The organism is Rhizobium sp. BK377 (genome assembly GCF_014193935.1).
In the GTDB taxonomy this organism is placed as follows: Bacteria; Pseudomonadota; Alphaproteobacteria; order Rhizobiales; family Rhizobiaceae; genus Rhizobium.
Window position 1 is genome coordinate 199,847 of the sequence record NZ_JACIAC010000006.1, and the last position, 23,371, is coordinate 223,217.

The 23,371-nt window shown below is 59.9% G+C and carries 18 protein-coding genes; 7 read left to right on the forward strand and 11 right to left on the reverse strand.

The annotated features are described in order from the left end of the window. Positions 1-73 precede the first annotated feature (73 nt). Positions 74-847: a histidinol-phosphatase gene (hisN, locus tag FHT92_RS22725; RefSeq protein ID WP_183748669.1), complete on the forward strand. Its 774-nt coding sequence runs from the start codon at positions 74-76 to the stop codon at positions 845-847. A 97-nt stretch (positions 848-944) separates the two neighbouring features. Here hisN and FHT92_RS22730 read toward each other — a convergent pair whose 3' ends face one another. After that, the gene (locus FHT92_RS22730) at positions 945-1,916 is read right to left on the reverse strand and encodes an alpha/beta fold hydrolase (RefSeq protein ID WP_183829560.1); all 972 of its coding nucleotides are present in this window, start codon (positions 1,914-1,916) and stop codon (positions 945-947) included. A gap of 550 nt (positions 1,917-2,466) precedes the next feature. On the opposite strand from FHT92_RS22730, the gene FHT92_RS22735 reads away from it, so the two are divergent. Beyond that, entirely contained in the window at positions 2,467-2,937 is a 471-nt protein-coding gene (locus FHT92_RS22735) for an Hsp20 family protein (RefSeq protein WP_183829563.1), read from the forward strand. 75 nt (positions 2,938-3,012) lie between these two features. Here FHT92_RS22735 and FHT92_RS22740 read toward each other — a convergent pair whose 3' ends face one another. After that, the gene (locus FHT92_RS22740) at positions 3,013-4,017 is read right to left on the reverse strand and encodes a bile acid:sodium symporter family protein (RefSeq protein ID WP_183748675.1); all 1,005 of its coding nucleotides are present in this window, start codon (positions 4,015-4,017) and stop codon (positions 3,013-3,015) included. Between the two features lie 94 nt (positions 4,018-4,111). Between FHT92_RS22740 and FHT92_RS22745 the strand changes: the two genes are divergently transcribed. Continuing rightward, a complete protein-coding gene (locus tag FHT92_RS22745; RefSeq protein ID WP_183748677.1) occupies positions 4,112-4,966 on the forward strand; it encodes a LysR family transcriptional regulator in 855 nt (284 codons plus the stop codon). A 61-nt stretch (positions 4,967-5,027) separates the two neighbouring features. On the opposite strand, the gene FHT92_RS22750 is transcribed toward FHT92_RS22745, so the two are convergent. Further along, positions 5,028-5,456 (reverse strand): BA14K family protein, encoded by a 429-nt coding sequence (locus FHT92_RS22750; RefSeq protein ID WP_183829566.1) that lies wholly within the window; start codon positions 5,454-5,456, stop codon positions 5,028-5,030. A gap of 134 nt (positions 5,457-5,590) precedes the next feature. Then, on the reverse strand, positions 5,591-6,643 hold the full coding sequence (locus FHT92_RS22755) for a low specificity L-threonine aldolase (RefSeq protein ID WP_183829569.1): 1,053 nt from the start codon (positions 6,641-6,643) through the stop codon (positions 5,591-5,593). 544 nt (positions 6,644-7,187) lie between these two features. Between FHT92_RS22755 and gltB the strand changes: the two genes are divergently transcribed. Continuing rightward, complete coding sequence (gene gltB / locus FHT92_RS22760; protein ID WP_183829572.1) at positions 7,188-11,912, forward strand: glutamate synthase large subunit; 4,725 nt, start codon at positions 7,188-7,190, stop codon at positions 11,910-11,912. A gap of 222 nt (positions 11,913-12,134) precedes the next feature. Further along, positions 12,135-13,589 (forward strand): glutamate synthase subunit beta, encoded by a 1,455-nt coding sequence (locus FHT92_RS22765; RefSeq protein ID WP_183748864.1) that lies wholly within the window; start codon positions 12,135-12,137, stop codon positions 13,587-13,589. Between the two features lie 320 nt (positions 13,590-13,909). Here FHT92_RS22765 and FHT92_RS22770 read toward each other — a convergent pair whose 3' ends face one another. Beyond that, complete coding sequence (locus FHT92_RS22770) at positions 13,910-15,118, reverse strand: SGNH family hydrolase (protein ID WP_183748684.1); 1,209 nt, start codon at positions 15,116-15,118, stop codon at positions 13,910-13,912. A 189-nt stretch (positions 15,119-15,307) separates the two neighbouring features. Then, a complete protein-coding gene (locus FHT92_RS22775) occupies positions 15,308-16,531 on the reverse strand; it encodes a lytic murein transglycosylase (RefSeq protein ID WP_183829575.1) in 1,224 nt (407 codons plus the stop codon). Between the two features lie 204 nt (positions 16,532-16,735). Here FHT92_RS22775 and galU point away from each other — a divergent pair, with 204 nt between their 5' ends. Then, on the forward strand, positions 16,736-17,623 hold the full coding sequence (gene galU, locus FHT92_RS22780) for a UTP--glucose-1-phosphate uridylyltransferase GalU (RefSeq protein WP_183829578.1): 888 nt from the start codon (positions 16,736-16,738) through the stop codon (positions 17,621-17,623). 6 nt (positions 17,624-17,629) lie between these two features. Here galU and FHT92_RS22785 read toward each other — a convergent pair whose 3' ends face one another. Further along, positions 17,630-19,171 (reverse strand): outer membrane beta-barrel protein, encoded by a 1,542-nt coding sequence (locus FHT92_RS22785; RefSeq protein WP_183829581.1) that lies wholly within the window; start codon positions 19,169-19,171, stop codon positions 17,630-17,632. 143 nt (positions 19,172-19,314) lie between these two features. On the opposite strand from FHT92_RS22785, the gene FHT92_RS22790 reads away from it, so the two are divergent. Beyond that, entirely contained in the window at positions 19,315-20,310 is a 996-nt protein-coding gene (locus tag FHT92_RS22790) for an SIS domain-containing protein (RefSeq protein WP_183748692.1), read from the forward strand. On the opposite strand, the gene FHT92_RS22795 is transcribed toward FHT92_RS22790, so the two are convergent. The 4 genes from FHT92_RS22795 to hemH all read right to left on the reverse strand — a co-directional run bounded on the left by FHT92_RS22795 (position 20,311) and on the right by hemH (position 23,324). Then, positions 20,311-20,766, reverse strand: a complete 456-nt coding sequence (locus FHT92_RS22795) for an NfeD family protein (protein ID WP_183748694.1) — start codon at positions 20,764-20,766, stop codon at positions 20,311-20,313. Positions 20,767-20,769: 3 nt separating this feature from the next. Continuing rightward, positions 20,770-21,792 carry an SPFH domain-containing protein gene (locus FHT92_RS22800; protein WP_183748695.1) on the reverse strand — a complete coding sequence of 341 codons (1,023 nt, stop codon included), beginning with the start codon at positions 21,790-21,792 and terminating at the stop codon, positions 20,770-20,772. Between the two features lie 83 nt (positions 21,793-21,875). Continuing rightward, on the reverse strand, positions 21,876-22,139 hold the full coding sequence (locus FHT92_RS22805) for a hypothetical protein (protein ID WP_183829584.1): 264 nt from the start codon (positions 22,137-22,139) through the stop codon (positions 21,876-21,878). A 153-nt stretch (positions 22,140-22,292) separates the two neighbouring features. Continuing rightward, a complete protein-coding gene (gene hemH / locus FHT92_RS22810) occupies positions 22,293-23,324 on the reverse strand; it encodes a ferrochelatase (RefSeq protein WP_183829587.1) in 1,032 nt (343 codons plus the stop codon). Positions 23,325-23,371 lie beyond the last annotated feature (47 nt).

Here is a 23,371-nt window from a genome sequence, read left to right on the forward strand (position 1 = left end):
TGCCTGCTGTATTTGCATTTCACCGCTTTTTCGCTATGAAAAACGCCATTTCCCGCCAGTCACGGATTTCTTCATGCTTCCTGACCGTTCGTTCTTCAACCGTCTCGCCGAAGCTGCCAAGGCGGAAACACTGCCGCGTTTTCGTTCGGGCATTTCTGTCACCAATAAGCTGTCTTCCGGCTTCGATCCGGTCACCGAAGGCGACAGGGCGGCGGAGACAGCGATCCGCGCGCTGATCGAAGCGCATTTCCCCGAGCACGGTATTCTGGGCGAGGAGCATGGCGATATCGGCCTCGATCGCGAGCATGTATGGGTGATCGACCCGATCGATGGGACGCGGGCCTTCATCTCCGGCGTTCCGGTCTGGGGCACGCTTATCGGCCTGCAGAAGAACGGCCGGGCGGTCGCCGGCATGATCGAGCAGCCTTTTACCGGCGAGCGTTATTTCGGCGACGAAAATGGTTCGACCTATAGCGGGCCTGAGGGCGAGCGCCGGCTGCAGGTGCGTGACTGCGACGCCTTGTCCAACGCGATCCTCTTCACCACCTCGCCACATTTGTTCGTCGGCGAGGAGATGGAGAAATATCGCCAGATCGAGAGCCAGGTGCGACTCTTCCGTTATGGCTGTGACTGTTATGCCTATGCACTACTGGCGGCAGGCCATGTCGATCTCGTCATCGAGAACAGCCTCAAACCTTACGACGTCGGCGGCATCATCCCCGTTATCGAGGGCGCCGGCGGTATTATGACCACCTGGGACGGCGGGCGGCCGGAAAATGGCGGCTCCATTATCGCTGCCGGCAGCAGGGCGGTCTACGAAGAGGCGATCGCCATCCTGCAGCGCTGAGCATGTCGCGTAACATTGTGCCGCGCGATAACGGCAGACGCGAAACAAGGACTTGAAGCCTAAGTAAATCCTGAAGATCACGAGGCGTTTTAAAGGCTCAGGCGCCGATCGCTGTCACCTCTTCGGTGGCCTCGGCGTCGCTGCCGGGAATGAAGGCATGGAAGGCCGCGAGCGCGGCGGTGCGATACATATCCCTTTCCTGGAATATCTCGTGGCGGGCACCGTTGATCGGCACGAGCTGACCGGCGCGGAAGTAGCGAGAAAGCCGCTCCTGTGCCGTATAGGGCACCAGCCCGTCCCGCGTCGGCGCGATGACGACAGAAGGAATAGTGATCGAGAAGAGGTGGTAGGGCTGGGTCACCCGGTCGATCGCCTTCATGCATTCATGCATCCAGCGGGCAGTTGGCGCTCCCAGTGTGAGTTCCGGGTGGGCCTTTGCGATCGCCGCGTTGCGCTCGAAACGCGTCTCATCCGATGTCAGTGGATTATCAAGGAATTGCAGTTCTTTCATCTTGCCGAGCGGCACGCCACCAAGACCGACAGCGCTGAGTGTGGCCGACACCGCGCGAATGATACCCTCGGACGCAGCCTGGCCAATAAGGCCAAGGAAAGGGGCTGACAGCACCATGCGCTCGATGCGAGTCGATAGATAAGGTGCGGCGGAGAGCGCAATCAGCGCGCCCGTGGAATGGGCGAGCATGTAGAAGGGCAATCGGGTATCCGGCAGCACGACCTTTTCGAGGAAAGTGTCGAGGTCGCGCTCGTAATCGGAAAAGCGGCGGATGTGGCCGTGATTGCGCTTTTTGAGCAGTCGCGGCGAACCTCCCTGGCCGCGAAGGTCGTAGGTGGCAACCCAGAGGCCCTTGGCGGTGAGATCGCGGATGGTTTCGAAGTATTTCTCGATATATTCGCTGCGTCCGTGCAGGAGCACCACTGTTCCATGGGCGGTTGGTGTTTGCGAACGGAAGACGGCATAACGCAACCTATGGCCGTCGTAAGTCTCGAAAAACCCCTCGGTGCGGTTCTCCGGCGCCGGATTGTCTGGAGTGGAGTAAAGAACCTGTTCCATGAGCAGAGTGTTTCTTCGCGTGAGAGATATACTAGGGGATAGCGCAGGGACAGGGAAAATCAATGTCGAAATGGTCCTTAATATCAGATAATTATAATATATATGGTGTTCCATACGACAAGCTTCGAAAAAGAGACACGCCAAGGTTAGCGCGACCGAACCGCGCCGCCTTCGCACAATGGCGACAATGAGAGCGACAGTCATCTTTCGACTTGCAAGTCTTTGAGAAAAAAGGCCGGCGGAGCTGAGGGGCTCGCTGCCGGCCGAATTGAGGCTGAAGAAGAAGGGACGATACACTTCAGCCTTCGGGCCAGTGTCACCCGATGCACCTATTTCTAGCGAGCATCGCCTGAACCTTCGCCGAACCTGCCGTTCATACAGGGTTCACGCAGCAAAGGCAGTGCCTCAGAGAGGGGCTTGAAGTCTCGGAAACCTATCCCCATCTGAACTTTGCGGGCGCCGGAAGGGTCCGCACAGCCGTCCCGAAACCGCCAAGAACGGGGTTTCTGGGGCATCCTATCGCAACACGTCGCTTCCCTAGGAGGACATCATGCGTCACGTAGACTTCTCTCCCCTTTATCGTTCCACCGTTGGCTTCGACCGTCTCTTCACGATGCTCGACAGCCTCGCTCAGCCGGATCAGGTTCCGACCTATCCGCCGTACAATATCGAACGAACCGGTGAGAACACCTATCGCATCACCATGGCCGTTGCCGGCTTCGACGAAACCGAACTCGCCATCGAATCACATGCTCACGCTCTTACCGTGAAGGGTGAAAAGCGTGAGGAAAATGCCGATAGCAGCGAGTATCTGTATCGCGGCATTGCAAAGCGCGCCTTCGAGCGCCGCTTTCAGCTTGCCGATCATGTCGAGGTGACTGCCGCCTCGCTGAAGAACGGCCTCCTGCACATCGACCTTCTGCGCAGCATCCCAGAGGCTCTGAAGCCCCGCAAGATTTCTATTGCCGCTGAGCCGGTCGAAGCTCCCAAGGCAATTGAAGCGCAGGTCGTCAATAGCTAATCCGCTTTCTTACGAATCAGACGGGAAACGGCGCCAACGATGGCGCCGTTTTTGTTCTGCGCCTGTTGCGCTCGTTCAGGCCGGACTTGCGGCTTCTTCCAGTTCTTCTTCCGAGGCGCGGCGGGCTGCTGCTGCCGCATATTTCTGGGCGATGACCGCGCAGACCATCAACTGGATCTGGTGGAACAGCATCAGCGGCAGGACGATCGCGCCGATCGACTGGCCGGCGAAGATGACGTTCGCCATTGGAACGCCGCTTGCGAGGCTCTTCTTCGAACCGCAGAAGGTGATGGTGATTTCATCGGCCTTGTTGAAACCCAGCCAGCGGCTGCCATACATGGTGAGGACGAGAACGAGCGCCAGCAGCACCATGTCGGCGACGATGACGGCGGCGATATCGGCGATCGAGAAGGTGTGCCACAGCCCTTCGACAACGGCGGTCGAGAAGGCCAGGTAGACGACCATCAGAATGGAGCCGCGGTCGACCGGCATCAGGATCTTCTTCTTGGAGCGGATCCATTCGCCGATCCAGGGCTGCAGGATCTGGCCGACGACGAACGGAGCCAGCAACTGCAGCAGGATCTGTTCCAGCGCATCGAAGGAAAAGCCGCCATGACCGCCGACCGAGAAAAGCAGGCCGACGAGCAGCGGCGTCAGGAACATGCCGAAAATATTGGAAGCCGATGCCGAGCAGATCGCTGCCGGCACATTACCGCCTGCCATCGAGGTGAAGGCGATCGAGGACTGCACCGTTGACGGCAGCACGCAGAGGAAGAGGATGCCGAGATAAAGCGGCTGCGGCAGGATCGAATCCGGGATGAAGCCTACCGCCAGGCCGAGGATCGGAAAGATGCCGAAGGTCGTTAGCAGAATGACGAGATGCAGCCGCCAGTGCAGCAAGCCGGCGATGACGACATCGCGCGAGAGGCGCGCGCCGTGCAGGAAGAACAAAAGCGCGATGGCGATATCGGTCGCCACACCGAACCAGCTTGCAAAAGTGCCGCTCGCCGGAAAGATTGAGGCGAGGACGACTGTGCAGACGAGCAGGGTCGTGAATGTATCGGGCAGAAAGCGGCGCATGACAGTCTCGCTGGAATAAATCAGTCGTTATTCTGTCGCTCATTATGATACAGGATGCAACGAATAACAGTTATCACGAGTCAGGATTGCGCATATGCTGGACCTATCGCAGCTTCGCAGTTTCGTCACCGTCGAACAGATGGGCAGCTTCACGCTGGCAGCCGAGAGACTGGGTCTTGGGCAGTCGACGGTCAGCCAGCATATCCAAAGACTGGAGACCTCGCTGGGGCGCCGGCTGCTGGAACGCGATACGCATAAGGTGGTGCTGACCAGCGATGGCGAGGCGCTGCTGTCGCATGCGCGGTCCATGTTGTCGATTGAAGGGCAGGTGCGATCACTGTTCAAGGGCGGCAGCCTGCGCGGACGCCTGCGGCTCGGCGTTTCCGAAGATTTCGTAACGAGCCAACTGCCGGCGGTGCTGGAAGACTTCGTGCGCTCGCATCCCTCCGTCGATCTGGAACTGACGGTGGCGCTTTCAGGTGTTCTGTACGAAATGCAGGATGCGGAAGCTATCGACCTTGTGCTTGCCAAGCGACGGCTCGGTGATGAGCACGGAAAGCTCGTCTACCGGGAGCCGCTGGTGTGGCTGGCGCGGGATCCGGAGCATGTGCTCGCATCCCACCCACTGCCTTTGATCGCTTTCCCGCCGCCGAGTGTGACGCGCGCCATTGCGTTGGAAGCGCTCGGCCGGCACGGTGTCGCCTGGCGCATCGTCTGCACCTGCGGCAGTCTGAGCGGGCTGACGGCCGCCGCGCGTGCCGGCATGGGCGTACTCGTGCAGCCACGCAGCATGGCGCCTTCCGGGCTGAAGGAAATCGCGCCGGCCAGGCTACCGGTGCTTGAGGATGTCGAATTCGTGCTGGTGCCGCGAAAGGGTGCCGATCAGGCGCTTGTGGCGGCCCTTTCGGATGACATTCTGAAGAAGGTCAGGGGCCTGCGATCGGCCTAAACACCTTCACATCAAAAATCCCGCCGGCAAAGGCGGGACTTTGGTTTTCGAAATCAGGACTTTACGGCGAAACGCATTGGCGGCGCGGACCGTAATAGGGCTGATAGGTGTTGTCGTAGGCGCGATAAGAGCGGTAGCGCGAATAGCACCAGCGGATGTGGTAGCTGCCGCTGGAGTAATAATAACGCGGCTGGCGCTGCGAGCTTATGATGCCGCCGATGATGGCACCTGCGGCAAGGCCGCCGATGATCGCGCCAGCGTTGTTGTGCCTGTGGTGCCGGCGATAGCGCCACCTGTCGTCATCATAACGATAGCGCCACCTATCGTCGTCGTAACGATAGCGATCCCAGTGCCGGCGATAATACTGAACCTGCTCGACATTCGAAACTTGGGGCACATCAGGCTTTGCGATTGTCGGAAAGGCCTGCGCCGGTGCGACGCTGGTAAAAGCCGTCGCCACGGTCAGGACGATGATTGCCAACTTCTTCATTTCTTCACCTCTTCATAGGAAACGGGTGACACGGACCGCCTATGAATTGAGAAAGGAATGCCAAAGAAATGCACTTTGTTCCGTAGTGGCTGGATACGGGCTCTTTTGAGCGGGCGTTCCGGGCGTTTGCGAAATCAGGCTGCCAGGCACTTCAGAAAGCCGTCGACATCCGCTTCGGTCGTTGCAAAGCAGGTGACGAGGCGGACGAGCATTTCGCCCTCCGAAACGAGGTCCGGCATGCCGGCCGGGAGCGGCCACTCGTAGAATTTTGCGCCCTTGCCCTCAGCCGTCTTTGCGGCTGATTTCTGAATGACCGCGAAAACTTCGTTTGACGCGGTCGGCCAGGCGAGCCGGGCCGAATTGCTGGCGCCGATGCCGGCACGCAGACGTTCGGCCATGCCATTGGAGTGTCGGGCGAGATCGAGCCAGAGACCGTTTTCGAAATAGGCGTCGAACTGGGCGGAGATGAAGCGAGACTTGGAGAAGTGCTGGGCCGCGCGCTTGCGGATGAAGTGCATTTCCTTCGCCTGCTTCGGATTGAAGAAGACGATCGCTTCCGCGCACCAGCAGCCATTCTTGGTGCCGCCAAAGGAGAGGATGTCGACGCCGCGCTTCCAGGTCATTTCGGCAGGTGTTGCATTCAATGCAACGAGCGCATTGGCAAAGCGCGCGCCGTCCATGTGCAGGGGTAGTCCTCGCTTCTTGGCGATCGCGGAAATCTCGCCGATTTCCGGCAGCGAATAGACGGTGCCGATTTCGGTCGATTGGGTGATGGTCACAGCGGTGGCGCGGCCATGACGGAGGGCATCCTCGGGAAAGTGCGCGATCTTTGCCGAGAGTTTGGTCGGATCAATCTTGCCGGCTTCGCCGTCGACGGCGATGAGACGGGCTGAGCCGGAGAAGAATTCCGGCGCGCCGCATTCGTCCTCGATCACATGGGCTTCCGAATGGCAGAAGGTGATCCCGCCAGGGCGCTGGACGCTCGCCAGCGCCAGGGAGTTGGCAGCGGTGCCAGTCGCAACGAAGAAGACGGAAACCTCGCGCTCGAAGATTTCCGAAAAGCGGGCTTCCACCCGTCTGTCGAGATCGCTGTTGCCGTAAGCGGCGGCAAAACCGGTGGATTCGGCGAGCAGGCGTTCGGCAATGGATTTATGGGCGCCAGCCCAGTTGTCGGAAGCAAAAATCATTGAGAAAACCATTGAAAATGATGGGGCGGGAGTTTCGGGATTGGACACTACGCCAAAGCTTCACAGGATCAAGGGCGGAAACCTGGATGCATCACAAAAATTGAACTGCGCAATCAATATACGAAATGATAAGGTGAGAGGTAATTTTATGTCGCCATTTTGATTGATTTGGCAATCTTCCGTCGCAAACTGACATTTTTTTAAGATGCCGCTCTTGCGAAGAGGAATTGTTTCTGGCATTGAACGGGTGAACTAGGACAGGGTTGCTGTCCTATTTTGGTCTTCATGGCCGAAGAGGCGCCGAAAGCCCTGGAACAGAGCGGCTTTCACGCTATAGTTCTTTCGAGCGTCAAGCCTTCACATGGCGGCGCGCGGAAGCGAATGGCAGCGCGGAACGCGACGGTTTGCTTTCCTTAAAAGCAGATGTCTGCGCCCGGATCTTCATAACGCAACAGCGCCGTCACGCGCCGGACCTATCTTTAAAGGTGCGGTGCGCGACGAAAAGCCGCCCGCAGCCCCGCGGGCTTCGACAGGAGGAAAGACGATGACGAAGAAGACGCCATCCACGCAGATTGACCGGTTCGCAGCAGCAGACGTGCGCGCAACGGCCAATACGCGTAAATCTGCCTCCGGTCTTCCGAAGAAACAGGGGCTCTACGATCCGCGCAATGAGCATGACGCCTGCGGCGTCGGCTTTGTCGCGCATATGAAGGGGCAGAAGTCGCATCAGATCGTCAAGGACGGTCTCTTCATTCTCGAGAACCTGACGCATCGCGGTGCCGTTGGCGCCGATCCGCTGATGGGCGATGGTGCCGGCATTCTCGTGCAGATTCCCGACCGCTTCTTCCGCGAGGAAATGGCCAAGCAGGGCATTACACTTCCGAAGGCCGGCGAATATGGCGTCGGCCATATCTTCATGCCGCGCGATGAAAAGCAGATCGAACACTTCAAGAAGGTGATCAAGGACGTAATCACCGAAGAAGGTCAGATCTTCCTCGGCTTCCGCGACGTGCCGGTCGATAATTCCTCGCTTTCCAAAGCTCCGGCGATTGCCGCGACCGAGCCGCATCACGTGCAGGTTTTCATCGGCGCCGGCAAGGATGCTGCGACGAACGACGAATTCGAGCGCCGGCTCTTCACGCTTCGCAAGGTCATCTCCAACCGGATCTATGATGAGTTCGACGGTGAGGAGAGCCACTTCTATCCGGTTTCGCTGTCCAGCACGACCGTCGTCTACAAAGGCATGTTCCTGGCTTACCAGGTTGGCGCCTACTATAAGGACTTGTCAGACCCGCGTTTCGAAAGCGCGGTCGCCCTCGTGCATCAGCGCTTCTCGACCAACACCTTCCCGTCCTGGAAGCTCGCGCACCCCTATCGCATGGTCGCCCATAACGGCGAAATCAACACGCTGCGTGGCAACGTCAACTGGATGGCAGCACGTCAGGCTTCGGTTTCCTCCCCGCTCTTCGGTGAGGACATTTCCAAGCTTTGGCCGATTTCCTACGAGGGCCAGTCGGACACGGCCTGTTTCGATAACGCGCTCGAATTCCTCCTGCGCGGCGGCTATTCGCTGTCGCATGCAGTCATGATGCTGATCCCCGAGGCCTGGGCCGGCAACCAGTCCATGTCGCCGGAGCGCAAGGCATTCTACGAATATCATGCCGCGCTGATGGAGCCGTGGGATGGACCGGCCGCCGTCGCCTTCACCGATGGCAAGCAGATCGGTGCGACGCTCGACCGCAACGGCCTGCGTCCGGCGCGCTATCTCGTCACCGATGACGACCGCGTCATCCTGGCTTCCGAAGCCGGCACGCTGCCGGTTGCCGAAGAGAGCATCATCCAGAAGTGGCGCCTGCAGCCCGGCAAGATGCTGCTGATCGACATGGAAGAGGGCCGGATCATCTCCGACGACGAGGTGAAGGCGCAGCTTGCGAACGCGCATCCCTATCGCAGCTGGCTCAACCGCACGCAGCTCATTCTCGAAGATCTGAAGCCGGTCGAGCCGCGCGCGCTTCGCCGCGACGTCTCGCTGCTCGATCGCCAGCAGGCCTTCGGCTACACGACCGAGGACACCAAGATCCTGATGTCGCCGATGGCGACGACGGGTCAGGAAGCGATCGGCTCGATGGGCACGGATACGCCGATCTCGGCCATGTCCGAGAAGTCGAAGCTGCTCTACACCTATTTCAAGCAGAACTTCGCGCAGGTGACGAACCCGCCGATCGATCCGATCCGTGAAGAGCTCGTCATGAGCCTCGTTTCCTTCATCGGCCCGCGTCCGAACATTCTCGACCACGAAGGCATGGCGAACGCCAAGCGCCTCGAAGTGCGTCAGCCGATCCTGACCAATGGCGATCTCGAAAAGATCCGCTCCATCGGTCACACGGAAGACCGTTTCGACACCAAGACGCTGGATTTCACCTATGATGTCGAGCGCGGCGCCGAAGGCATGCCTGAGATGCTCGACCGTCTGTGCGAGCGTGCGGAAGCGGCAGTCAAGGGCGGCTACAACATCATCGTGCTCTCCGACCGCCAGATCGGTCCGGATCGCATCGCGATCCCGGCGCTGCTGGCGACTGCTGCCGTGCACCATCACCTGATCCGCAAGGGGCTGCGCACGTCGGTCGGCCTCGTCGTCGAGACCGGCGAACCGCGCGAAGTGCATCATTTCTGCCTGCTGGCCGGTTACGGTGCGGAAGCGATCAACCCCTATCTCGCTTTCGACACGCTGCTCGACATGCATGCCAAGGGTGAATTCCCGAAGGAAGTCGACGCCAACGAAGTTGTCTATCGCTACATCAAGGCTGTCGGTAAGGGCATCCTGAAGGTCATGTCGAAGATGGGTATCTCGACCTATCAGTCCTATTGCGGTGCGCAGATCTTCGATGCGATCGGCCTGCAGTCGGAATTCGTCGACAAGTATTTCTTTGGCACGGCAACGACCATCGAAGGCGTCGGTCTCGAAGAGATCGCCAACGAGACGGTTGCCCGTCATAAGTCAGCCTTCGGCCGCGATCCGATCCTCGCAAGCAACCTCGATATCGGCGGCGAATATGCCTACCGCATGCGCGGCGAAAGCCATGCCTGGACGCCGGATGCCGTGGCTGCCCTGCAGCATGCGGTGCGCGGCAATGCCGAGGATCGCTACCGCGAATTCGCCGAGATGGTGAACACGTCGGCGCTCCGCATGAACACGATCCGCGGCCTCTTCAAGATCAAAAGTGCCGAGGCACTCGGCCGCAAGCCGGTGCCGGTCGACAGCGTCGAGCCGGCTGTCGATATCGTCAAGCGCTTCTCCACGGGCGCCATGTCCTTCGGCTCGATCAGCCGTGAGGCGCATACGACGCTGGCGATCGCCATGAACCGGATCGGCGGCAAGTCGAACACCGGTGAGGGTGGCGAAGAGAGCGACCGCTACATGCCGCTGCCGAATGGTTCGTCAAACCCCGAGCGCTCTGCGATCAAGCAGATCGCATCCGGCCGCTTCGGCGTGACGACGGAATATCTCGTCAATGCCGATGTGCTGCAGATCAAGGTTGCGCAGGGTGCCAAGCCCGGCGAAGGGGGCCAGCTGCCCGGCCATAAGGTCGATGCCGTCGTTGCCAAGACCCGTCATTCGACGCCGGGCGTCGGCCTGATTTCGCCGCCGCCGCACCATGACATCTACTCGATCGAAGATCTGGCGCAGCTGATCTACGACCTGAAGAACGTCAACCCGACCTCGGATGTCTCGGTCAAGCTCGTCTCGGAAGTCGGTGTCGGCACGGTTGCCGCCGGCGTTGCCAAGGCACGCGCCGACCATATCACGGTTGCCGGTTTCGATGGTGGTACCGGCGCATCGCCGCTCACCTCGCTGAAGCATGCCGGTTCACCCTGGGAAATCGGCCTTGCCGAAACCCAGCAGACGCTGGTGCTGAATGGGCTGCGCTCGCGCGTTGCCCTCCAGGTCGATGGTGGTCTGAAGACTGGTCGCGACGTCGTCATCGGCGCGCTGCTCGGCGCCGACGAATTCGGCTTTGCGACGGCTCCGCTGATTGCGGCCGGCTGCATCATGATGCGCAAGTGCCACCTGAACACCTGTCCGGTCGGCGTGGCGACGCAGGATCCCGTTCTGCGCAAGCGCTTCAAGGGCACGCCCGAGCACGTCATCAACTACTTCTTCTTCGTCGCCAACGAAGTGCGCGAAATTCTGGCCTCCCTCGGCTTTACCAAGCTCGATGACATCATCGGCGCTTCTGAGCTGCTCGGGAAGGATGAGATGCTGGCGCACTGGAAGGCCAAGGGACTCGACTTCGCGAAGATCTTCCACAAGGTTGATGCACCGAAGGAAGAGACCTACTGGACGACCCGTCAGAAGCACCCGATCGACGACATTCTCGACCGCAAGATGATTGCGGCCGCCGAGCCGGCACTGGCATCGAAGACGCCTGTCGCCTTCGAAGTCGATATCAAGAACGTCGACCGTTCGGCGGGTGCGATGCTGTCGGGCGAAGTGGCCAAGCGTTATAACCATCGCGGCCTGAAGGAAGACACGATCAACGTCACCCTGAAGGGCACGGCCGGCCAGAGCTTCGGCGCATTCCTGGCACGCGGCGTGACCTTCAACCTGATTGGCGACGGCAATGACTATGTCGGCAAGGGCCTTTCGGGCGGCAAGATCATCATTCGCCCGCCGGAAAATTCGAGGATTGTCGCGGAGAACTCGATCATCGTCGGCAACACCGTTCTTTACGGCGCGACCGAGGGCGAATGCTACTTCCGCGGTGTCGCGGGCGAGCGTTTCGCGGTGCGCAACTCCGGTGCCATCGCTGTCGTCGAAGGGGTGGGCGACCACGGCTGCGAATATATGACGGGCGGTGTGGTCGTCGTGCTCGGCGCAACGGGCCGCAACTTCGCGGCCGGCATGTCCGGCGGCGTAGCCTATGTTCTCGACGAGGCCGGCGATTTCGCCAGCCGCTGCAACATGGCCATGGTCGAGCTGGAGCCGGTTCCGGAAGAGGACGACATGCTGGAGAAGTTGCACCATCACGGCGGCGACCTCATGCACAAGGGACGGGTCGACGTCTCCGGTGACATGACGCGCCACGACGAGGAGCGCCTCTACCAACTGATCTCCAACCATCTGCACTACACGGGCTCCACCCGCGCCAAGGAAATCCTTGAGCATTGGGCCGACCATCGTCCGAAATTCCGTAAGGTCATGCCCGTCGAGTATCGGCGCGCGCTTGAGGAAATGGAACGCAGCCGGATGGGCATCGCTGCCGAATAATTGCACCGAACAATCCGCCACGCCGGAAGCGCGTGGCGGATGACCGAAATATCTCAATGACTCAACGACGATCAGCCGCGAGCCTGAAGCTTGCGCAACAGCGTGGATGGCGACAGGAGATATGTTCTGATGACGGTCAAGACAAACAACCTGCCTCCGCGACCGAGGCTGAACAGACAACTGGCCGCGGGCGAGGCGGTCATGAGGGTAAGGGACGAAAATATGGGTAAGGTTACAGGTTTTCTGGAAATCGACCGGCAGGTAGCGAAGTATCAGCCGGCGTCGGATCGCATCCGTCATTTCCGCGAATTCACGATCCCGATGTCGGACCCGGAAGTGCAGAAACAGGCAGCCCGCTGCATGGACTGTGGCATCCCCTATTGCCACGGCCCGACCGGCTGCCCGGTTCATAACCAGATTCCGGACTGGAACGACCTCGTCTACAACAACAACTGGGAAGCGGCGATCCAGAACCTGCATTCGACCAACAACTTCCCGGAATTCACCGGCCGCGTCTGCCCTGCCCCCTGTGAAGAAGCCTGCACGCTGAACCTCGAGGATGCACCTGTTGCCATCAAGACGGTCGAGCAGGCAATTGCCGACAAGGCTTACGAGCTCGGCTTCATCCGTCCGCAACCGGCAACGATACATACCGGCAAGAAGGTCGCGATCATCGGTTCCGGCCCCGCCGGCATGGCTGCTGCCCAGCAGCTCGGCCGCGCCGGCCATGACGTGCACGTCTATGAGCGCGAGACGAAGCCGGGCGGCCTGCTGCGCTACGGCATTCCGGACTTCAAGATGGAGAAGAACTTCATCGATCGCCGGGTAGAGCAGATGAAGGGCGAGGGCGTGACGTTCCATTGCGGCGTCAATGTCGGCGTTGACGTGAAGGTCGAACAGTTGCTCGCCGATTATGATGCCGTGCTTTACTGCGGCGGCTCCGAAACGCCACGCGCTGCCGGTATTCCAGGCACCGATCTCTCCGGTGTTCACGATGCGATGCCGTATCTGGTTCAGCAGAACAAGCGTGTCGGCCGCGAAAATATCGATAGCACCGGCTGGCCATCCGATCCGATCCTGGCCGGCGCCAAGCATGTCGTCGTTGTCGGCGGTGGTGACACGGCGTCGGACTGCGTCGGCACGGCCTTCCGTCAGGGTGCGGTCAAGGTGACCCAGCTCGACATTCGTCCGCAGCCTCCGGAGAAGGAAGACAAACTGGCCGTCTGGCCATTCTGGGCCACGAAGATGCGTACCTCCTCTTCGCAGGCCGAAGGCGCGATCCGCGAATTCCAGGTCGCGACGCTCGAATTCGTCGGCGAAGATGGTGTGCTGACTGGCGTGAAGTGCTGCGAAGTCGACGAGCGCCGCCGCCCGGTTCCGGGTACCGATTTTGTCATCAAGGCGGATCTGGCCTTTATTGCGATCGGCTTCAGCGGTCCGTTCAATGACAGCGTTTTGAAGGAACTCGACGGCAAACTGACGCTCAATATCGACAAGCGCGGATCAACCAACGTCGTTGCCAACGATCGCGACTACAAGACCTCGGTCGACAAGCTCTGGACGGCAGGCGACGTGCGCCGCGGCCAGTCGTTGGTGGTCTGGGCGATCCGCGAAGGCCGCCAGGCGGCGCGCGCGATCGACGAGGCGCTGATGGGCTCCACCGTCCTGCCGCGCTGATCCGCCTCAAACAATTCGTCGAACAAGAAACTCCGCCGCATTCCGGCGGAGTTTCTCGTGGTAAGACCGGTGACGCGCTGCGGCTTCCGGCAAGCTTCCTGTAATTGTCGAGCTGCAGTTTTCCTGCGTAGGCAGGTCCGAACCGGCCTGCAGCGACTGACCGGAGGCCGAGGCAGGCCACTCACTCTGTGGATAAGCTCGACGGCAGCGATGCCTATTTCGGCCAGATCGGCTCCGACTTCTACTACTACCTGACCTGGCCGCAGGTGACGGCCAGGTAAGTCCGGAAGATCGATGAGAGCCGCTCAAGCGGCCCTTTCTCACTTCACCGAAACTTCTGCCGTCGTCTTTGGCGTCGGCATACGGTAGTCGTCTATGCGGCCTGTCGGCGCCGGAGCCATCTCTCCCTGTTCGACCAGAAGATCGCGTGGCGATTTCGTCAGCGTGACCGGCGTCCTGCTGGCGCCGAGCAATTCAGCTCCACCATCAAGATTCGGGTCGGACAAGCTGATCGGTTGCGTATGTTCCACTGGATTGGCTGGCAGCGTCAGCGCTGGCAGGTTGCCGGGATCGAGGCGCACGAGATCGGGGCTTGCCTGAGTGCCGAGAAGGCGGCGCGCTGGCTTTTCCACGTAGAAGGCGAGCTTGCGGCGGCCGGCCTGGGTCAGGTTGATGCCGTCAGCGGTCCGCAGGCGCACCTGCTGGCCGTTGACATCGGAGCCGGTGACGATGAACTTGCCGTTCTCGTCCACGAAGCCGTCCCAGATGTCGACGAATTCGCCGCCGATGCTTTCCACCTGATTGCGGTAGAGCTGGTTCATCTGCACGGCATCGGCCGTCATCGAATCGGATTCGAAGGCAGGAAGTCCGACCCAGAGCAGCGGGATCTTTCGGCTCGTGACCTCCTTGCCGAAGGCCAGCACGCGGCGTTGATATTCGGTAAACCAGCCGTCGGTGCGGAATTTCTCCTTGCCGGCATCCGTTACCATCTGCTGCCGATCATTGGTGCCGATCATGACGACCACCATTGCCGGCTTCAGTTCGTTGATCATCTTCGGCAATTCGCCCGGCCAGTTGTAGTAGTCGTCGCGCACGAGGCCGGACGAGACATTGCTGCGGGCTTCGACCACGACACCGGGTGAGGTTTCGAACGCGGCGGCGAGGCCATCCCCCAGGCCACCGGCGAGAAAGTCACCAACGACAAGGATTTTCTGGGCGTTGTCCTGCTTTTGAACCACGGGTTCAGCGGGCGCGACGGGCGCCGTGCGCATTGGTGTCACGGCCTTCTGCGTGGGTGGGCGCCTGCGTGGCTGCTGTTGCCGCCGCGGTTGGTCCCGCATTTCGGGCTGTGGATTCTCGTCGATGTAACGCCGGCCGAGAAAGAAATCGAGGATGGAGCGGCGCTGGTATCGGAGCTCCTGCGCCTCAGCATAGTCCGCCGGCAGCATCGAACCCAGGCAAAAAGACAACGTGGCCGCGGCAAGCGCAAGCCGACGAATCCATCGCGTCCGGTCAATTTGTATCGTCATCGGGCAGTTCCGCATCTGCCGGGCATTTTGCATAGGCAGCAGCTTTCCGTCCACTCTACCCGTATGATTTAGGTCAGGCTTTCCGCGCTTCTACGGTATCGGTTTGAAAATCATAATCGATTTCCGGGCGGCACGATGCGTAAATTCAAGGAGTTATGGCGTCCTTCATGTGTCTGGATGTGTCGCGCTTTAACGGCGCAGCGCGTGGAGAAGCGAAAGTGAGGGTTCGCCATCCGGCTGCATGCCGATGCGCTCCTGAACGGCGGCGATGGCTGCCTTGGAGCCGGATCCGAAATTGCCGTCGACATCGCCGCTATAATAGCCAAGCGTCTTCAGTCGCGTTTGCAATTCGAACTTCTCGGTTATGTCCAGCGACCCTTCGGGACGCGGCCATCGCTGCTGCATCCCGCCAAAGCCGGCGATCTGGTCTGCAAGAAGGCCGACGGCAAGAGCGTAGCTATCCGAGGCATTGTAGTTCTTGATGGTGAAGAAGTTCGCGGTCATCAGGAAGCCCGGGCCATCGCTACCGGCCGGCATCTTCAGCATGGCGCGGGTTTCGCCATCCTTGAAAGGCTTGCCATTCGGACGCTTCAGGCCGAGGGCCGCCCACTGGGCGAGCGTGCGCGTCTTGCCGACCTGCTGGGCGGCGGATGCCGGCACCGCGACCTCGTAGCCCCAGGTCCTGCCGGTGTCCCAGCCGTTCTTCATCAGGAGGTTGGCCGAAGTCGCCAGCGCATCGGGCACCGAATTCCAGATGTCGCGATGACCGTTGCCATCGGCATCGACAGCGTAAAGAAGATAACTTGTCGGGATGAACTGGGTGTGGCCCATGGCGCCGGCCCAGGACCCGGTCATTTCCTTGGCGGGCACGTCGCCGTTCTGCAGGATCTTCAGCGCTGCAATCAACTGTTTCTTGGCATATTTGGCACGCTTCGGGTCGGCATAGGCAAGCGTTGCCAATGCGCGCGGCACATAGTGAAGGCGCTCATCCTTAGCGAGAACTGCGCCGTAATTCGATTCCATCGACCAGATAGCGAGTAGAATCGATTTGTCGACACCGGATTGGCGCTGGATCGCATCCAGCGTCTTGGCATATTTGGCGGCCATCTTGCGGCCGATTTCCACAGTGTAGGGATTGACGCGGGAATCGATGTAATCCCAGATTTTCGATGTGAATTCAGGCTGATAGGTCGCCTTTTCCAGTACCGTCGGGTCTGGGTCGCTTACCCCAGAAAAGGCTTTCTGATAGGTTGCCTTACTGATGCCACTCTGCGCGGCAGTTTGGTAGAAGTCCGCGATCCACTTCTGGAACCGGGCATCCGCTTTTGCGTTATGAGGGGCCAGTCCGGTCGCGGTGGCGACAACGAGGGCGAGAGCAAGACCACGAAGGGAGTGTGCGTATTTCTGGGTCATCGGCAGTCGTATCCGTCATCTTCAGTTTTAGCCGGGGCGGTACGTCATGTCCGTCCTACGCCGAAATTACAGGAACGGAGTCAACAAATTCTTTACCATGGGCGGCCGGTCCAGTCACCATTTGCAAAACGGTAGCAATTCTATACTAGTTCAAATCGATATAGCGTTGAATTAAAAGCGGTATAGTCAAAACAGGAGGTCGGTGTGGCTCTGAATAAGAAAGTTCGCAAGGCAGTATTTCCAGTCGCAGGTCTGGGAACGCGGTTCCTTCCAGCCACTAAAGCGGTTCCAAAGGAAATGCTTACGGTCGTCGATAAACCAATCATTCAGTATGTTGTCGACGAAGCACTTGAAGCTGGCATTGAACATCTGGTTTTTGTTACTGGTCGTAACAAGCATGTCATCGAAGATTACTTCGATATTCATTTCGAACTTGAACAGACGCTCAAGGAGCGCGCCAAGAAGGCGGAAATCACCCTGCTGCAGCAGCAGCTTCCCAAGGCAGGCACGGTGAGCTTTACCCGTCAGCAGGAGCCGCTCGGCCTCGGCCACGCCGTCTGGTGCGCCCGCGAGATCGTCGGCGACGAGCCTTTTGCTCTGTTGCTGCCCGATATGATCATGAAGGATCAAAAGGGCTGCATGAAGGGCATGATCGAGCTCTACGAGCATAGCGGCGGCAACGTTATCGCCGTCGAGGAATGCGCTCCCGACCAGGCACATAAATACGGTATCGTTGGTGTCGGCGAATCCGTTGGCGAAGGTTTCCGCATCACCGGCATGGTCGAGAAGCCGGCCAAGGGTATGGCTCCGTCCAACTTTTTCATCAACGGTCGTTACATCCTGCAGCCGGAAATCTTCAAGATCCTGGAAACCCAGGAACGCGGCGCCGGCAACGAAATCCAGCTTACCGACGGCATGCTGAAGCTGCTCAAGGAACAGGATTTTGCAGGCTACCACTTCAAGGGTGAGACTTACGATTGCGGTGCCAAGGATGGTTTCATCCTCGCCAACGTCGCCTTCGCTCTCGAGCGCGCGGACATCCGTCCGACCGTCGAAGACGGCTTCAAGAACCTGCTTGCTCGCCTGAAGTAAAGTTGTTCAGCGCTTCACCTTGAGACCGACGCCGGCTCGCCATTGCTGCGAGTCGTCGCCTTCCTTGCGTGTCGTCAGCTCGTAGCCAAGCGTGCTGGTGAAGTCGAGATAGCGGTTGATATTCCAGACAAGACCAGTCGAGGCGGTGTAAACCGTCTCGTCGCTTATTGTGCTGCCGCTCGGATAATCGCGCAGCGTCACGCCACCGATGACCGTCGCCACCAGATTGTCGCGCAGCTGATGATCGACCGTGGATCTCAGTTGATGTGAGACATAACCACTTTCGCCGGCTGCCGTGGAAGGCTGGATGCTGGTCTGGAGGTCGAGATTGACATTCGTCCCGCGGATCGGCGACCAGAGCAGGCTGGCATCGAGTGTCGCTGTATCGATCGATTTCAGTCTGTCGTCATCGAAATCCGCCGTCGCATAACCAACCGCGACCTCGCCCTTCAGCTTTTCACCCATATCGACCTGGACGCCGCCCTTGGCGCCGTAGCTATCTCCGGAACGCTGGTAACCCGAGGAATCGGTGCGTTCATCATAATTGGTCTTGCCGATCGACGCTTCGATGAAGGGAATGAGTGCCGGCGAGAGTTCGTAGCCGATACGGCCGCGCACGGTTCCTGTAGTCTGGTTGCGATCGCTCAGAGAGACTGTCGTGCCGTTCGAGAGCACGGCGTCGGAATAAATCGAGCGCGAGAGTGCGACGGCGGCGGTTCCGCGCAAGATGCCGAAGTCATGCTCAATGGAAGCGCCGCCGGTAAATTCCTGCACATCAGATTGCTGATCGGCATTGGTGATCGCATCCGGATCATCCGTATCCTCGCGGTAGAAATTATAGCCGCCGGTGATATGGCCGACGGTGTCGCGCGTCAGGTCCAACCGCAGATCGCCATTGATCTTGAAGGATGGCTGTTCTTCACCCTCGCCGCTGATGTTCTTCTGCCAAGCGCCCTCGGAGGTGACGGTCAGTTGATGCCGACTCCAGTCGGAGGTCAACGTTGCGCCCATATCGGTTTCGAGGAAGCCGCGGCTCTTTTTTGTGCCGCCGTCCTTCGTGGTCTCGGTGTTGATCGTTTGCGTGACGCTCGGGCGCAGCACGAAACTGCCGACGGGGATGCCTGGCGTCTGCTCGGTCGAGACGCTCTCAGGCACCCTGCGTACCGGGGTCTCATCGAGGCGCGGTTCGCGGGTGTTCAGCCTGCGCATATCCTCGTCGAGGATCGAGCCGGTCGTCTGGTCGTCGGGCTGTGTCGTCAGAGTGGGTGCAATTGCGCTTTCCGTATCCCGGGCCTGCGCAGAAGGGTTGGCGGGGGCCGTCGTATCATCGCCTGCGCCATCGGCGTCCGGCGCCGCGTTGTTTGCGCCGGTGCGTTGCGTGGCGGAGGTGGCCGTGGTGCGAGAATTCGTCGTGCCCGCCGATTGTTGTTGCGTGATCTGCTGTGCGAAAGCTGAGGGCGCGACCAGCAGACTGATAGCCGTGATGGAGACGGCACGGCTCATGGCGCGGAGCGGCGTCACACTGCTCGTCTGTTTTCCCTGGCCCATTCAATCCGCGCCTGAAATGCTTCGAAGTCTTACTCAAGCGTAAAGCCTTGTGGTTAACCATTCGTTGCTGCGCGGGTCGCGCGTTCACACATGGGAAACATTGTCGGGTGGACAGGTAAAGTGAAAAGGTCTAACGCATTGCCATGATCAGGAGAGCGGTAAAACTCGTCGAAAACAGCGTGCTGGAGTCGGGCAAGCGCACCGTCAGTATCGAAAGACGCGCCCTCGAGGCGTTGGAACGTGCTTTCGATGACGGGCTTGCCGGTCCCTTTACACGTGCGATCGAGATGATCGGAGAGAATACCGGCCGGGTGATCGTGACCGGCGTCGGCAAGAGCGGCCATATCGGAACCAAGATCGCCGCCACCTTCGCTTCAACGGGAACGCCCGCTTTTTTCGTGCATGCGGCGGAAGCCAATCACGGCGACCTCGGCATGATCGCCGGCGACGATGTAGTCCTTGCGATCTCCAAGGGCGGCGAGAGCGCGGAACTGAAGAGTATCATTTCCTACACGCGGCGTTTTTCCATTCCGCTGATCGCCATGACCTGCAGCCCGCAGTCCTCACTGGCGACGGCTGCGGATATTGCGCTGCTGATCCCCAATGAGGAAGAGGCCTGTCCCAATGGGCTGGCGCCAACCACGTCGACGATGATGCAGCTTGCGCTCGGCGATGCCCTGGCGATCGCGCTTCTGGACGCGCGCGGCTTCACGGCGACGGATTTCCATGTTTTCCATCCCGGCGGCAAGCTGGGGGCGAGCCTGATGCATGTTGCTGACATCATGCACACCGGTGACCGCCTGCCGCTGGTCGTAACGGGCACATCCGTGCCTGAGGCGATCAAGGTACTGTCGCACAAGCATTTCGGCTGTGTCGGCGTGCTGGATGCGGAGGGCCGGCTTTGCGGCATCGTCACGGATGGTGACATGTCCCGCAACCTCAACCGCAATCTCGCGGAGCTGACGGTTGACGACATCATGACGCGCGCGCCGAAGACGGTTAGGCCGACGATACTGGCGACGGCGGCCCTGGCGCTGCTCGAGCAATACAAGATCGGTGCGCTTATCGTCGTGGACGACGAGCAGCGGCCGATCGGGCTGGTTCACTTCCACGATCTCTTGCGGATCGGCGTCGCCTGATCAGGTTGGCTCAACCGTTAGGTCGCGGCCGTTGCTCGAAACCACTTTGACCTGCGTTCCGGCCGGAAGATCCGGCCCCATGACCTGCCACGTCGTATCGTCGAGACGAATACGGCCGCGGCCTTCGCGGATTGGCTCGTGCAGCGTCGCGGTACGGCCGACGAGGCTCGCGCCGCGCTGATTGAGGAACGGCTCGTCCGTCGTGGCGTTGCGCAGCGTCAGCCGCCGGCCGATGAGCGTGGCGGCGACCGCGAGGATGGCGAAGAGGATTGCCTGAAGCTCCCAAACCCAGAAGGCGGTATCCCAGAAGAGCAGTGACAGAATACCGACGGCAAGGGCGGCAAGCCCGATCCAGACCAGGAAGAAGCCCGGCACGATCATCTCGGCTGCCAGCAGCACGAGGCCTGCCACCCACCAGCTCCACGGCCCAAGTTCGCCGACGATTTTCGCCAGCATGGCTTATCGCTCCGAGTTGGGACTGAAGGGATTGGGCGGAGGCGGAGCGACCGGCGGTGTGGAGCGCACCGGACCTGGACTCGGACGCGGCGGGGGCGGATTGTTGCTTTCGCCGAAGACTTCTCGGGCAATCGCGCCGATGCCGCCAAGCGAACCGAGAATGGAAGAAGCCTCCATCGGCATCATGACGATCTTGGAATTCGGTGCCGAGCCGATCGAAGCGAGCGCCTCGGTGTATTTCTGGGCAACGAAATAGTTGATTGCCTGGACGTCGCCGGCGGCGATCGCTTCCGAGACCATCTTCGTCGCCTTGGCTTCGGCTTCGGCCAAGCGTTCGCGGGCTTCGGCATTGCGGAAGGCGGCTTCGCGCTGGCCTTCGGCCTGAAGGATGGCGGACTGCTTGGCGCCTTCGGCTCTCAGGATCTGCGCGTTGCGCGCGCCTTCGGCCTCCAGCACCTGGGCGCGCTTCTCGCGCTCGGCTTTCATCTGCCGGGCCATCGCGTCGACGAGGTCGCGCGGCGGCTGGATATCCTTGATCTCGACGCGGGTGACCTTGATGCCCCAAGGCTGCACGGCTTCGTCCACGACACGCAGCAGCCGGTCGTTGATCGCATCGCGATTGGAGAGCAGCTCATCGAGATCCATAGAGCCCATGACGGATCGAATATTGGTCATGGTGAGATTCAGGATGGCATTTTCCAGGTTGGAAACCTGATAGGCGGCCTGAGCGGCATTCAGCACCTGGAAGAAGGACACGGCATCGGCCGAGACTGAGGCATTGTCCTTGGTAATCACCTCCTGGGTCGGCACGTTCAGCACCTGCTCCATCACGTTCATCCTGGCGCCGACGCGTTCGATGAAAGGGGTAATCAGGTTCAGGCCGGGCTCCAGCGTCCGCGTATAGCGGCCGAAACGCTCGATCGTATAACGGTAGCCCTGCGGAACCGTCTTGATGCCTGCAAAGAGCACCAGGATGACAAAAACCACCAATACGATCACGACGATATCGAAGCCGCCGAGCAGCATGCATTCCTCCCTAGGCCCACCTATCTGACGTGGTGAGTTAGCACGTTCTTTGCAAGGAAGGAATGACAGCCTCGCCTGTCAAATCAGGGTGATAGGCCGGCATCGTCCAGGTCGCTCTTTGTGATGTAGCCGCCCATCAGGCAATTGGTGAGAAAGGGCTGGTCATCCAGCTTCGGACTGCTGGTTTTGACATCGTGGAGGCGAAGCTGACATGCGACCTGACCGACAATGCCTTTGGGAGGGGCGTTGGCATAGACCCGCTGATAGTGCTCCCACGCGAGATAACCGCCACCTGCCATGATGAGCAGGCAGGCGATGACAATCAATTTTCTGAAACCCGAAATCATAAAGTACGTCCAGATCGACAAAGCAGCAGGCCACGAATCCACGGGCCGCAATCGCGCCTCTGACGCGATTGCGATCGGCCATTCCTTAGATCTGGTGCGAGGGACGTTTTTATCTATTGCAGGCCGCCAGAAAATCTGGCGCCGCGTCTGTCATCATGCCCAGCCCAGCAGCTCACGGCGCACGACTTTTTCCAGCACCTGCATGCCGTCCTCGCTGTCATTCAAGCAGGGAATATGCGTGAACTGCTCGCCGCCATTGTGCTTGAAAGAATGGGCGGCCTGTTCGGCAATCTCTTCCAGCGTCTCCAGACAGTCGGAAACGAAGCCAGGATTCATGACGGCGATACGCTTGACGCCGTCCTGTGCCAGCTTCTCGACGGTCTTGTCGGTATAGGGCTGCAGCCATTCCTCCGGTCCGAAGCGGGACTGGAAGGTGACCATGAAATTTTCCTTCGTCAGGCCGAGGCGCTCGCGCAGCAGGCGGCCGGTCTTCTGACACTGGCAGTAATAGGGATCGCCCTGCTGGAAATAGGAGAGCGGAATGCCATGGAAGGAGGCGAGCAGCATCTCCGGTTTCCAGTCGAGGGAAGCGAGATGCTGCTCGACGGATTTTGCCAAGGCTTCGATATAGGTCTCGTCGTCATGGTAGTCAGGAACCGTGCGCAATGCCGGCTGCCAGCGCATGGTGAGCAGCTTCCGGAAGGCCTTGTCATTGACGGTTGCGGTGGTGGCGGCCGCATATTGCGGATAGAGCGGGAAGAGCAGGATGCGGTCGCAGCCTTCATCTTTCAGCGCATCGATGCGCGAGGGGATCGAAGGGGTGCCGTAGCGCATCGCCCAATCGACCTTAACGTTTGGCAGGTCCTTCAGGCGTTCGGCCATGAAATCCGACTGATTGCGGGTGTAGGTGCGCAGCCAGCTCTCATTAAATTCCCTGTTCCAGATCGTCTCATAGGCTTTGCCCACCTTCTGCGGGCGCGTATTGAGCACGATGCCGAACAGGATCGGGTACCACTTCCAGGGCGACCATTCGATGACGCGCTTGTCGGTCAGGAATTCGCGCAGGTAGCGGCGCATGGACGTGTAATCGGTGCCATCAGGCGTGCCGAGATTGACCAGCAGGACGCCGACCTTGCCGAATTTGACGGCGGGATGATCCGCCGGGCGGAGTGAAGTATCTGTCATTCTGGCCCCAACGCGCTTTCGTGCCTCGCCGGCTCATACGCAGCCGG